Raw genomic sequence first — 12,460 nt, 5'->3', positions numbered from 1 at the left:
ATCGGGCAGGTGGCCGGGTCGGTTCGCTACGCCCGGGTGAAGTGGCGGCCGCCGCCGGAGGCCCGGTAGAGGTCGCGCAGCAGCAGGACCTCGGCCCCGTGGTGGAACAGCTCCCGGTTGAGGTGCAGCACGAGCGCCAGGTAGCTGCGGTCGGCGTACGGCCCCTCCGCCGGTCCCACCGGTCGCGCCCAGCCCTCCGCGTCGAGCGCGGCGATGCCGTTGCGCCACAGGTCCTTCTGCTGGTCGAGGTAGGACAGCGCGGCCGCCGCCGAGCCCGGGTGGTCGTGGTTGTCCATCCGGTAGGAGCCGTCGCCGAAGTGGTTGCTGGCGCGCAGCGCGAAGACGTGTCCGGCGAGGTGGCACAGCCGCCAGGCGATCGTCGTGACCGGCGGCGGCACCGGCTCGGGGAACGCGAAGTCCATCGCCCAGCCATCCTCGACCCGGCGCACCGACCAGCAGTCGGGCACCGGCTCCCAGAAGTACTCCGCGTCGGTCAGCCCCTCCAGCCGGGGCCGCCACATCGTCCAGTAGAAGTCGAGCTGGTCCAGTGCCTCGCCGCGCCAGTCCATGGCGGCAGCCTAGGACATCACCACCCCCCGCGCCGCCCGTCCGGCCGCCCCCGGGTGGGGACCACCGCAGTGCCTCCGACCGCGCCTCAGGCGGTGGCCGGAGGCTCGCCCGCTCGGGGTCTAGCGCAACATACCGTCTAGTCGGTACGGTCCTGGGTGTGGATTCCCGAGCCGCGGTCAGCAAGGAGAGCTGATGAACGCCCCACCGTCGCCCGGCGAGCCGCCCGGCCTCGACCTGGAACGGCTGCGCGCGCACCTGGACGCCGAGCTGCCCGGGCTGCTGCGCGGCCCGCTGACCGGCGAGCTGATCCAAGGTGGACGGTCCAACCTGACCTACCTCGTCGGCGACGGGCACGGCCGCTGGGTCGTGCGCCGCCCGCCGCTCGGCCACGTGCTCGCCACCGCGCACGACATGAGCCGCGAGCACCGGGTGCTGTCCGCGCTGGCCGGGACGCGGGTGCCGGTACCGCGGACGCACCTGCTGTGCGAGGACGACAGCGTGCTCGGCGCGCCGTTCTACGTCATGGAGTACGTGCCCGGCACGGTGTTGCGCAGCCCCGAGCAGACCCGGCAGCTGGACCCGCGGCAGCGCGCCGACCTGTCCTGGCAGCTGGTCGACGTGCTCGCCGACCTGCACGCGATCGACCCGGAATCGGTGGGCCTGGGCGAGTTCGGCCGCCCGGTGGGCTTCCTGGAGCGCCAGGTGCGGCGCTGGAGCACGCAGCTGGCCGCCTCCCGCAGCCGCGACATCGACGGCATCGACGAGCTCGCCGAACAGCTCGCCAGGTCGGTGCCCGCCACCCACCGGGCCGGGATCGTGCACGGCGACTACCGGCTGGACAACGTGATCGTCGGCGACGACCAGCGCATCCGCGCGGTGCTGGACTGGGAGATGGCCACCGTCGGCGACCCGCTCACCGACCTCGGGCTGCTCGCCGTGTACTGGGAGGGCTTCACCGGAGTCGAGCGCAACCCCATCACCCAGGGCGTCGGCCCCGAGTTCGGCTTTCCCACCGCCCGGCAGCTGCTGGACCGCTACGCCGAGCACAGCGACACCGACCTGTCCGGACTGGACTGGTACGTGGCCTTCGGGTTCTTCAAGATCGCCGTGATCCTGGAGGGCATCCACTACCGCTTCATCCACAACCAGACCGTCGGCGGCGGCTTCGAGCACGTCGGTGCGCTGGTCGCACCGCTGGTGGCGCAGGGCCTCGCCACCCTCGTCGGGCAGGCGCGATGAGCGGCGCTCCCCTTTCGCTCACGCGTGCCGACCGGGTGCGGATGTCTCGCGCGAGACAGGAGGACTGAGATGGATTTCGCCTACGACGAGCGCACCGAGGAGCTACGCAGGCAGCTGCTGGACTTCATGGACTCCCACATCTACCCCGCCGAACCGGTGTTCCTCCAGCAGCTCGCCGAGGCCGAGGACCCGTGGTCGGCGCACCCGCCGATCATGGCGGAGCTCAGGGCCGAGGCCCGCCGCCGCGGGCTGTGGAACCTGTTCCTGCCGGGCGAGCACGGCGCCGGGCTGACCAACCTCCAGTACGCCCCGCTGGCCGAGATCATGGGCCGGTCGGTCCGGCTGGCCCCGGAGGCCACCAACTGCGCCGCGCCGGACACCGGCAACATGGAGGTGCTGGCGCTGTTCGGCACCGAGCAACAGAAGCAGCAGTGGCTGAAGCCGCTGCTGGACGGCGAGATCCGCTCCGCGTTCTGCATGACCGAACCCGACGTGGCCTCCTCCGACGCCACCAACATCAACACCCGCATCGAGCGCGACGGCGACCACTACGTGATCAACGGGCGCAAGTGGTTCTCCTCCGGCGCAATGAGCCCGCGGTGCGAGATCCTCATCGTGATGGGCAAGACGGACCCGAACGCCGAGCGGCACCGCCAGCAGAGCCAGGTGCTGGTGCCCAAGGACACTCCCGGCGTGCACATCAGGCGCAGCATGCACGTCTTCGGCTACACCGACGCCGACCACGGCGGGCACGCCGAGATCGTCTTCGACAACGTGCGGGTGCCGGTGGAGAACATCATCGGCGGTGAGGGCGAGGGCTTCGCGATCGCCCAGGCCCGCCTCGGCCCCGGCCGCATCCACCACTGCATGCGGGCCATCGGCATGGCCGAGCGCGCCCTGGAGCTGATGTGCCGGCGCGTCAACGAGCGCGTCGCCTTCGGCAAGCCCCTGGCCGACCAGGGCGTGGTGCAGCACTGGATCGCCGAGTCGCGGGTCAGGATCGAGCAGGCACGACTGCTGGTGCTCAAGACCGCGTGGCTGATGGACACCGTCGGCAACCGCGGCGCGCACACCGAGATCCAGGCGATCAAGGTGGCGGTGCCGGAGATGGCGACGTGGGTCATCGACCGCGCCATCCAGGCCCACGGCGGCGGCGGGGTCAGCCAGGAGTTTCCGCTGGCGAACCTGTACGCGCACGCCCGCACCCTGCACATCGTGGACGGTCCCGACGAGGTGCACCGCCGCTCCCTCGCCCGCCAGGAGCTGAGGAAGTACCAGTGATCCCGCAGCGGAACGCCGATGACGGCACCGCAACGCACAACACCACACCCTGCCTGAACGAGGAGTGCCCATGGCTGACAACCGTGTCGCGATCGTCACCGGTGCCGCCCGCGGCATCGGTGCCGCCACCGCCAGGCGCCTGGCCGAGGACGGCTTCGCGGTGGCCGTCATCGACCTCGACGAGAAGCAGTGCGCCGACACAGTGTCGGCGATCGAGTCCGGTGGCGGGCGGGCGCTCGCCGTCGGCGCCGACGTCAGCGACGCCGCCCAGGTGCAGGCCGCGGTGGACCGCGTCGCCAGCGAACTCGGCGCCCCGACGGTGCTGGTCAACAATGCCGGCGTCATCCGGGACAACCTGCTGTACAAGATGTCCGAGGACGACTGGGACACGGTGCTGAACGTGCACCTGCGGGGCTCGTTCCTGATGGCCCGCGCGGTGCAGAAGTACATGGTCGAGGCCGGGTGGGGCCGCATCGTGAACCTGTCCAGCACCTCCGCGCTGGGCAACCGCGGCCAGGCGAACTACTCCACGGCCAAGGCCGGGCTGCAGGGCTTCACCAAGACGCTGGCCATCGAACTGGGCAGGTTCGGCGTCACGGTCAACGCCGTCGCACCCGGTTTCATCGCCACCGACATGACCCGGGCGACCGCCGAGCGGATCGGCGTGGACTTCGAGGAGTTCGCCAAGGCGGCGGCCGCGACCATCCCGGTGGCCCGGGTCGGCCAACCGGAGGACATCGCCAACGCCGTGTCGTTCTTCGTCGACGAGCGCTCCGGTTTCGTCTCCGGCCAGGTCCTCTACGTCGCCGGCGGACCGAAGGCGTGATGGCCGTGGACGCCGACGAACTTCGCGACCGGGTGCGGGAGTTCCTCACCGCCCACGACCCGCAGCGCACGGACCGCCTGGAGTTCCTGCGGGCCCGCTTCGACGCCGGGCTGGCCTGGGTGCACTTCCCCACCGGGCTCGGCGGACTGGGTGCGGCCCGGGAGCTGCAACCGGTGGTGGACGCCGCGTTCGCCGAGGCGGGTGCGCCGGACAACCGGCCGCAGCACAACAGCATCGGGCTCGGCATGGCCGCGCCGACGATCCTGCGGTTCGGCAACGACGAGCAGCGCCGCCGCTACCTGCGTCCGCTGTGGACGGGCGAGGAGATCTGGTGCCAGCTGTTCAGCGAACCGGGCGCGGGCTCGGACCTCGCCGCGGTGGCCACCCGGGCGGTGTGGGACGGTACCGCCCGCGCGAGCGGAGCCAGGCGCGGGGGCGAGTGGGTCGTCGACGGGCAGAAGGTGTGGACGTCGCTGGCGCACCAGGCGCGGTGGGCCATCCTGCTCGCCCGCACCGACCCGGACCAGCCCAAGCACCAGGGCCTGACCTACTTCATCTGCGACATGACCGCGCCGGGCGTGCAGGTGCGGCCGCTGCGGCAGATCACCGGTGAGGCCGAGTTCAACGAGGTGTTCCTCACCGGCGTGCGGATCCCGGACGCGCAGCGCCTCGGCGAGGTCGGCCAGGGCTGGCAGGTGGCGCTGAGCACGCTGATGAACGAGCGGGTGGCCATCGGCGGACGCGCGCCCGCGCGCGAGGCCGGGCTGATCGGCGTGGTGGCCGACGCGTGGCGGAACAACCCGGACAAGCGCACACCCGGCCTGCACGACCGCCTGCTGCGGCTGTGGGTGGAGGCCGAGGCGACCCGGCTGACCAGCCTGCGGGTGCGCCAGCAGCTCGCGGTCGGCGACCCGGGCCCGGAGGGCTCCGCGCTGAAGGTGGCCTTCGCCGAGCTCAACCAGGCACTCACCGGGTTCGAGCTGGAGTTCCTCGGCGAACCGGGGCTGGCCTACGACGACTGGACGTTCCGCCAGCCGGAGTTCACTGATTTCGCCAAGCGCGGCCCCGGTTTCCGGTACCTGCGCGCCAGGGGCAACTCCATCGAGGGCGGCACCACGGAGATCCTGCGCACCATCATCGCCGAACGGGTGCTGGGGCTGCCGCCGGAAATCCGAACCGACAAGGACCGGCCATGGAAGGAGTTGCCGCGATGAGCGCTCCGGATCTGCTCTACAGCGAGGTCGAGGAGGACCTGCGGGCCAACGTCCGGCGGCTGCTGCGCGACCGCTGTGACTGGACCGCGGTGCTGGCCCGCTGCGAGACCGACGAACCCTACGACCTGGCGCTGTGGCGGACGCTGGCCGGGGAGCTGGGGCTGGCCGCGCTGCTGGTGCCGGAGGACCTCGGCGGCGCCGGGGCCGGGGCCCGCGAGCTGGCCGTGGTGGCGGAGGAGGTCGGCCGGGCGGTGGCGCCGGTGCCGTTTTTGGGCAACGTGCTCACCACCGCCGTCCTGGTGCCCTGCGGCGAGCAGCCGCGGGTCCGGGAGATCCTGCCGCAGCTCGTCGACGGCTCCCAGCTGGGCACCGTCGCGGTCGGCCTGACCACCGTGCCCTACGGCGCCTTCCCGCAGGCGGTGCAGGCCGACGGCGCGACGCTGACCGGCGCGGTGTCGGCGGTGGTGGATCTGGAGGTCGCCGACTTCGTCGTGGTCCCGGCGCTGGACGCTGACGGACCGGCGCTGTACCTGGTGGACACCTCGGTCGCCGGGGTGACCCGCACCCCCACCACCCCGCTGGATCTGACCCGGCGGTTCGGCGCCCTGGCGCTGGACGCGGCGGTCGGCGAGCGGATCGCCGGCGGGGCCGACGCGGCGCGAATCCTGCGGCAGGCGCTGGTCACCGCAGCCGGGGTGCTGTCCGCCGAACAGGTGGGGCTGGCCCAGCACTGCCTGGACTCCACAGTGGAGTACGCGAAGACCCGCTACCAGTTCGGCCGCCAGATCGGCTCGTTCCAGGCGGTCAAGCACCGCCTGGCCGACCTGTGGACCGGGGTGAGCACGGCACGCGCGGTCGCCCGTGGTGCCGCCGACGCGCTGGCCCGCGGCGAGGAGACCGAACTGGCCGTCGCCCTCGCGCAGGCGTACTGCTCGGATCTGGTGGTGCTGGCCGCTGAGGAGCACCTCCAGCTGCACGGCGGCATCGGGATGACCTGGGAGCACCCGGCCCACCTGTACCTGGGGCGGGCCAAGAGCTCCCAGCTGACCTTCGGCATCGCCGAAACCCACCGGCAGCGCATCGGCGAGCTCGTCGACCTGCCCACCCCCTGACACCGAGGAGGTCCGCACGTGCGAGTGTTCACCAGCAAAGAGGACGTCATCGCGGCCAAGGGCGAACAGCTGGGCACCAGCGAGTGGCTGACCATCACCCAGGAGCAGGTGAACCAGTTCGCTGAGGCCACCCTGGACCACCAGTGGATCCACATCGACGTGGAGCGCGCGAAGCAGGGCCCGTTCGGCGGCCCGATCGCGCACGGGTTTCTGACCCTGAGCCTGCTGCCGAAGCTGAACTCCCAGACCTACCGGTTCGAGGGGGTGAAGATGGGGATCAACTACGGCCTGAACAGGGTCCGCTTTCCCAGCCCGGTCCTGGTGGGCTCCCGAGTCCGCGCCACGACGGAACTGGCGGACGTCGCGGAGGTCGAGGGCGGCCTCCAGCTGACGATCAAGTCGACGATCGAGATCGAAGGCGCCCCCAAACCCGCCTGCGTCGCCGAAAGCCTCAGCCGCCTCGTCTTCTGAGCAACCGCATCGGAGTGCGGGGACGCCTCCGCCGAACTCCAGGGATGCCCCTGCTCAGACGGTTGGGGGAAAGCGAGTCTCGTTGCGCTCGATCTTCGCGTAGGCGGCATCGATCACATCGATGCCGCACACGTCGGCCAGGCGAACGAGGTAGAGCAGCACGTCCGCGGCCTCGTCCGCAAGCCGCTCCCTGAGCGGACCTTCTGCCAGAGCTGCCTTGATTCGGTCGTCATCCAGCCACTGCAGCTCCGCTATCAGCTCGCCAGCCTCTCCGCTCAGAGCCATCGCCAGGTTCCTCGGCGTGTGGTACTGCTCCCAATCACGGGCCGCCGCAAACTCCCGCAACCGCGACCGAAGCCCCGCAACACTGTCCATGCTGCCCACACTATCCATCGGCTGCGCCTCGACCCCGCGGCGCACCGTGGCATCACGGGCCGATGCGGATGTCCATGCCGGGGCCCAGGGGGAGGTCCGCGACGTAGAACACCGTCAGGATCAGGGTCCACACCAGCCAGAACGGGGCCACGAACGGGACCATGCGGGCTACCAGGGTGCCCATGCCCGCCGCCGGTTCGTAGCGGCGCAGGTAGCCCAGGATAATGATCATGTACGGGTTCAGCGGCGTCATGATCTGCGTCGCCGAGTCACCAACCCGGAACGCCGCCTGCGCGAAGCCCGGCTCGAAACCCAGCAGCACGAACATCGGCACGAACACCGCCGCCAGCAACGTCCACAGGCTCGACCCCGAGATGATGAACAGGTTCAGCACCGAGGCGAGCACCATGAACCCGAGGAACGCCGGATAGCCGTCCAGATTGAGCGCGCGCAGCAGGTCCGCGCCCGAAACCGCCACCCACGCACCGAGGTTCGTCCAGGTGAACAGGGCGATGAACTGCCCGAGCATGAACGCCAGCACCAGGAACCCGGTCAGATCGCGCAGCGCCTCCGTCATCAGCCTCGGCACGTCCGCCGCCCGGCCAATCACACCGGTGATCGCGCCGTGCACGATCGCCGGGACCGCGAAGCCCAGGAAGATCAACGTGGTCACCGAGTCCAGCAGCGGCGACTTCGGCAGGAACCCACCCGCGTCGTTGCGCAGCGGCGACCCCGGCCACAGCACCAGCGCCAGCACCAGCCCGAACGCCACCAGGAACGCCACGCCCGCCCAGACCAGTCCGCGCCGCTGCGCGGGCTCCAGCTGCGCCCGGACCTCGGTGGTGACCTCACCGGCCGTCTCCTCACGCGGCACGCCGGTGCGCGCCAGACGCGGTTCGACGACCTTGTCGATCAGCAACCCGGCCAGCAGTCCGAGCAGGATCGACGACACCACGTTGAAGTAGTAGTTCGACACCGGGGTGACCGCGGTGCCGGGATCGGGCAGGTTTTCGGCGACCTTGTTGCTGATTCCGGCGAACAGCGCGTCCAGGCTGGTCACCACCGGCGCGGTGGAGTAGCCCGCCCCGGCGGCGGCGAAGGCACCCAGCAACCCGGCCACCGGGTGGCGTCCCGCGGCCTTGAACACCATCGCGGCCAGCGGCGGCAGGATGATCATGGAGGAGTCGGCCATGACGCTCGCCGAGATCCCCACCAGACCGACCGCGTAGGGCAGCACCCGGCGCGGCGCGCCGCCGAAGCACGCCCGGACCAGCGCGGTGAGCAGCCCGGTGCGCTCGGCCAGGCCCACCGCAAGCATGATCGTGACCACGGTTTCCAGCGGCGGGAAGCCGATGAAGTTCTCCGCCATCTTGGTGAACAGGAACTCCAGGCCCTCGCCGGTGAACGCGCCGCGGATCGGAGTGGCTTCGTCGGCCCCGGGGACGTGTACCACCACGCCGAAGGCGGAGACCACCGTGGACACCACGGCCACCACCAGGAACAGCAGGCCGAACAGCAGGAAGGATTCGGGGAGCCTGTTGCCGATCCGCTCCACCAGGTGCAGCACCCGGTCGACCCTGGACACCTCGGCGCGGGTGTGACCGCTCATGCTCGCTCCTGCCGCCGGACCGGTGATGCCGAGCGGTAGCCAACCCGTCCGACCATTCGCCGCGCAAGATCCGGCGGCACGGTGATCGATCAGCAGTGGACCGCGCGTGGCGGGAGCCGCTCACGCCGCCCGGGACATCAGGGGCGCAGGGACGCCAGGAGGAGGTCCGCGAACTCCTTCCCGACCTCCTCGCCGGTGAGCTTGCCGTCCTTGCGGAACCAGGTGCCCAGGTGGTGCACCGCGCCGAAGAAGAAGTCCACCACCAGGTCCGCCGACTTGTCCGCCCGGAACACCCCGGAGCGCTGGCCCTCCTCGATCAGTGCGCGGACCCGCTCGTGGTAGCGGCGCCGCTCCGCGCGCACCTCCGCCTGCTTGTCCGGATGCAGCAGGTGCATGGAGCGGAAGAAGATCACCGTGTCGTCCAGGTTGGCCGCCGTCGTCGCCACCACGTCGGCGGCCACCGCGTGCAGCCGCTCGTCCACCGGCGCGTCGCTGTCCGCCGCGCTTTCCATCCGCGCGTGCTGATCACGCAGCACCCGGGCGTAGATCTCGTACAGCAGGTCGTCCTTGGAGCCGAAGTAGTGATACATCGCCCCCTTGGTCACCCCGGCGGCGTCCACGATCTGCTGCACCGAGGTCATCTCGAAACCCTGCTCGGCGAACAGCCGCGTGGCCACCGCCAGCAGCCGCTGCGGAACCGGTTCGACCGAGTCACCGACCGCCGCCCCTGCGGTGGTGCGACCGTTCGCCGCCCGCGCCATCTCTACCTCCCGTGTCGACCCCACCAAGCGTATCGACCGGCCGGTCCGCCACGGTGCGGACCGGCGGCCACGCCCGCGGTCACCGGACCTTGCGCTGGAGCCTGCGCATGCCCGCCTGCCACCGCTGCGGGTCGCCGGCGCGCAGCGCGTAGTACTCGGCGACCTCGGGGTGCGGCAGGATCAGGAACTCCCCGCTGTCCAGCGAGTCGGCGACCACGTCGGCCACCTCCTCCGGTTCGAGCGCCCCGTCGTCCAGCAGCACCTTGCCCGCCGTGCCGCTGGTGCCGAGCATGTTCGTGCGCACGCCCTGCGGGCACAGCGCCTGCACGGTGATGCCCTGGTCGGCGTAGGTGATCGCCATCCACTCGGCGAACCCGAGCGCGGCGTGCTTGGTCACCGAGTACGGCGCCGCGTTGAGCATGGTCAGCAGCCCCGCGGCCGACACGGTGGCCAGGAAGTGCCCGCGGCCCCGCTCCAGCCAGTGCGGCAGCACGGCGCGCGCCGCCCGCACGTGGGCCATCACGTTGACCTCCCACGAGTCCGCCCAGGCGGCCTCGTCGGCTTCCGGTCCGCCGTCGCGGGCGATGCCGGCGTTGGCGCAGAAGAGGTCGATCCGCCCGTGCTCGCCCAGCGCCGCGTCGACCAGCGCCCGCACGCCGTTCTCGCTCGCCGCGTCGCCGGGTACCGCCAGCCCGCCGACCTCCTGCGCCACCCGCCGCACCCCGTCGGCGTCCACGTCGCCGAGCACCAGCTTGGCGCCCCGCCCGGCGAACGTGCGGCTCATCGCCGCGCCGATGCCGTTGCCCGCACCGGTGATCACCACGACCGCGTCAGCCAGCTGCACCTCACACACCACCCCGCAGCGTGACGCCGCCGTCGAGCACGAGGACCTGGCCGGTGATCCAGGACGCCTCATCAGAGAGCAGGAACGCGGCCGCCCCAGTGATATCGGAGGGCATGCCCAGCCGCTGCAGCGGGTAGTTCGCGGCGACCTCGTCCTCCTTTCCCTCGTAGAGGGCCGTGGCGAAGCGGGTCTTGACCACGGCCGGAGCGATGCCGTTGACCCGGACGCCCGGCCCGAGCTCCACGGCGAGCTCCTTGGTGATGTGCACCAGCATCGCCTTGGTGGCGCCGTAGAACCCGATGCCCGGCGCGGGGCGCAGGCCGGCCACGGAGGACACGTTGAGCACCGCGCCGCCGTGCTCGGCCATCCACGCCCGGTACGCCTGCTGCGTCCAGGACAGCGCGCCGAGCACGTTGACCTCGAAGGTCTTGCGCGCGACGCCGTGGTCGAGTTCGATCAGCGGCCCGTAGGCGGGGTTGATGCCGGTGTTGTTGACCAGCAGGTCGACCCGGCCGAAGGTCTCCAGCGTCTTCGCGACGGCCTCGGCCTGGTGCTCCTCGTCGTCGGCCTTGCCGGGGACCCCCAGGGCGTGCTCGGGGCCGCCGAGCTCCTGCACCGCCTCGGCCAGCGGTTCGGGTTTGCGGGCCGTGACGGTGACCTTCGCGCCCTCGGCCACCAGGCGCTCGGCGATCGCCAGGCCGATGCCCCGGCTCGCACCGGTCACGATGGCCACCCGGCCGTCGAAACGCTTGTTCATCGAATCCCTTCCTTCCACCGTTGAGCCGCGGCGGTGTCGCGGGGCCGGCGCCACAGATCCGGCCGGTCGCGGTCCGGGGTCCGGGTGGCCCCGGCGGCTGCGGCGCGAACGCCTGGAGCACTCGAACCGCGGTTCGATCTCCGGCCGAGTCGTCGTGGCGCGCCGACCACGGCCGCTCACCCAAGCCACACCTCCGCACCGAGACCGACCAGTCGGTACGTTCAGTCAACGGCGCGCGTCCCAGTCTCGTCAACCCTCGGGCGGCAGGCGCTGCGCCGGGCGGAGCAACCCGGCTTCGCAACATCGCCAACACCTTGACCGCACAAGTGGTCCAGTCCATTTTCGGGGACATCCCCGACCCACGGAGGACCACATGTCCCGATGCAGACCAGCCGTCCTCGCCGTGGTCACCCTGGCCGCCCTCGGCCTCGCCCCGACGTCCGCGGCGGAGCCCGCGGCGGAGCCCGCGGCACTACCCAGGCACCAGCTGACCGGCTACTGGCAGAACTTCGTCAACTCGGCCACGCCGCTGCGGATCAGCGACATCTCCCCGAACTACGACGTCATCGCCCTGGCGTTCGCCAACGCCGACCCGGCCCGCCCCGGCGCGGTGACGTTCACCGTGGACCCCGAGCTGTCTCGCGCCCTCGGCGGCTATTCCGATGAACAGCTCAAAGCGGACATCGCCGCGAAGAAGGCCGAGGGCAAGACATTCGTGCTCTCCGTCGGCGGAGAAAAGGGAAACGTCGACCTCGGCAGCGAGGCGAACGTCGCAAATTTCGTCGACTCGGTCGGAAAAATTTTGACCGATTACGACATTGACGGGTTGGACATTGACCTGGAGCATGGACTGAACGTCCCCAACATCACCAGCGCCCTCCGTCAGCTGCGCGACCGGATCGGCGACTACTTCGTGCTGACGATGGCCCCGCAGACCCTCGACGTGCAGCCCGGCGGCGCGTACCTGCAGCTGATCGAGAACGTCAGGGACATCCTCACCGTCGTGCACACCCAGTACTACAACTCGGGTTCGATGAACGGCTGCGACGGACAGGTCTACAACCAGGGCTCGGTGGACTTCATCACCGCACAGGCGTGCATCCTGCTGGAAACCCTGCGCCCGGACCAGGTTTCCCTCGGCCTTCCGGCGACACCGTCCGCGGCCGGCAGCGGCTACGTGGACCCGGGCGTGGTCAACGACGCGCTCAGCTGCCTGACCTCGGCCACCGCCTGCGGCCAGTACACCCCCGCACAGCCGCACCCCGAGCTGAGCGGGGTGATGACGTGGTCGATCAACTGGGACGCCACCGCGGGCAACTTCTTCTCCGACCTGGTTCGAGCCCATTTGGACACGCTGCCGTAGCACGACAAGACTCCGGCGGGGTGTTTTTTCCCACCAAT

The 12,460-nt window shown here is 70.9% G+C and carries 13 protein-coding genes; 7 read left to right on the top strand and 6 right to left on the bottom strand.

The window, feature by feature from the left end:
- Nucleotides 1–26 precede the first annotated feature (26 nt).
- Complete coding sequence (locus IEY17_RS19465; protein ID WP_188989823.1) at nt 27–569, bottom strand: DinB family protein; 543 nt, start codon at nt 567–569, stop codon at nt 27–29.
- Nucleotides 570–762: 193 nt separating this feature from the next.
- On the opposite strand from IEY17_RS19465, the gene IEY17_RS19460 reads away from it, so the two are divergent.
- The 6 genes from IEY17_RS19460 to IEY17_RS19435 all read left to right on the top strand — a co-directional run bounded on the left by IEY17_RS19460 (nt 763) and on the right by IEY17_RS19435 (nt 6,713).
- A complete protein-coding gene (locus tag IEY17_RS19460; protein WP_188989821.1) occupies nt 763–1,809 on the top strand; it encodes a phosphotransferase family protein in 1,047 nt (348 codons plus the stop codon).
- Nucleotides 1,810–1,878: 69 nt separating this feature from the next.
- Nucleotides 1,879–3,090, top strand: coding sequence for an acyl-CoA dehydrogenase family protein (locus tag IEY17_RS19455; RefSeq protein ID WP_188989819.1), 1,212 nt, complete (start codon nt 1,879–1,881; stop codon nt 3,088–3,090).
- Between the two features lie 70 nt (nt 3,091–3,160).
- Nucleotides 3,161–3,916, top strand: a complete 756-nt coding sequence (gene fabG, locus IEY17_RS19450; RefSeq protein WP_229680322.1) for a 3-oxoacyl-ACP reductase FabG — start codon at nt 3,161–3,163, stop codon at nt 3,914–3,916.
- The gene (locus IEY17_RS19445; RefSeq protein ID WP_188989815.1) at nt 3,916–5,130 is read left to right on the top strand and encodes an acyl-CoA dehydrogenase family protein; all 1,215 of its coding nucleotides are present in this window, start codon (nt 3,916–3,918) and stop codon (nt 5,128–5,130) included. Before fabG ends, IEY17_RS19445 begins: the two co-directional genes overlap by 1 nt.
- The gene (locus tag IEY17_RS19440) at nt 5,127–6,242 is read left to right on the top strand and encodes an acyl-CoA dehydrogenase family protein (RefSeq protein ID WP_188989813.1); all 1,116 of its coding nucleotides are present in this window, start codon (nt 5,127–5,129) and stop codon (nt 6,240–6,242) included. The genes IEY17_RS19445 and IEY17_RS19440 overlap by 4 nt, the downstream gene beginning before the upstream one ends.
- Nucleotides 6,243–6,260: 18 nt before the next feature.
- Nucleotides 6,261–6,713 (top strand): MaoC family dehydratase, encoded by a 453-nt coding sequence (locus tag IEY17_RS19435; RefSeq protein ID WP_188989811.1) that lies wholly within the window; start codon nt 6,261–6,263, stop codon nt 6,711–6,713.
- A 54-nt stretch (nt 6,714–6,767) separates the two neighbouring features.
- Here IEY17_RS19435 and IEY17_RS19430 read toward each other — a convergent pair whose 3' ends face one another.
- The 5 genes from IEY17_RS19430 to IEY17_RS19410 all read right to left on the bottom strand — a co-directional run bounded on the left by IEY17_RS19430 (nt 6,768) and on the right by IEY17_RS19410 (nt 11,059).
- On the bottom strand, nt 6,768–7,088 hold the full coding sequence (locus tag IEY17_RS19430) for a nucleotide pyrophosphohydrolase (RefSeq protein ID WP_188989809.1): 321 nt from the start codon (nt 7,086–7,088) through the stop codon (nt 6,768–6,770).
- Nucleotides 7,089–7,140: 52 nt separating this feature from the next.
- Nucleotides 7,141–8,697: an AbgT family transporter gene (locus IEY17_RS19425; RefSeq protein WP_188989807.1), complete on the bottom strand. Its 1,557-nt coding sequence runs from the start codon at nt 8,695–8,697 to the stop codon at nt 7,141–7,143.
- A gap of 137 nt (nt 8,698–8,834) precedes the next feature.
- Nucleotides 8,835–9,458 (bottom strand): TetR/AcrR family transcriptional regulator, encoded by a 624-nt coding sequence (locus IEY17_RS19420; protein WP_188989806.1) that lies wholly within the window; start codon nt 9,456–9,458, stop codon nt 8,835–8,837.
- Between the two features lie 79 nt (nt 9,459–9,537).
- On the bottom strand, nt 9,538–10,311 hold the full coding sequence (locus IEY17_RS19415; RefSeq protein WP_229680321.1) for an SDR family oxidoreductase: 774 nt from the start codon (nt 10,309–10,311) through the stop codon (nt 9,538–9,540).
- Nucleotides 10,304–11,059, bottom strand: coding sequence for an SDR family oxidoreductase (locus IEY17_RS19410; protein ID WP_188989802.1), 756 nt, complete (start codon nt 11,057–11,059; stop codon nt 10,304–10,306). Before IEY17_RS19410 ends, IEY17_RS19415 begins: the two co-directional genes overlap by 8 nt.
- 373 nt (nt 11,060–11,432) lie before the next feature.
- On the opposite strand from IEY17_RS19410, the gene IEY17_RS19405 reads away from it, so the two are divergent.
- Entirely contained in the window at nt 11,433–12,422 is a 990-nt protein-coding gene (locus IEY17_RS19405) for a chitinase (protein ID WP_188989800.1), read from the top strand.
- Nucleotides 12,423–12,460: the final 38 nt, after the last annotated feature.

This window comes from Saccharopolyspora thermophila (assembly GCF_014646075.1).
Classification (GTDB): Bacteria; Actinomycetota; Actinomycetes; order Mycobacteriales; family Pseudonocardiaceae; genus Saccharopolyspora; species Saccharopolyspora thermophila.
The sequence above is the reverse complement of the archived record's forward strand: the minus strand, read 5'-3'. Positions and strand labels throughout refer to the sequence as shown.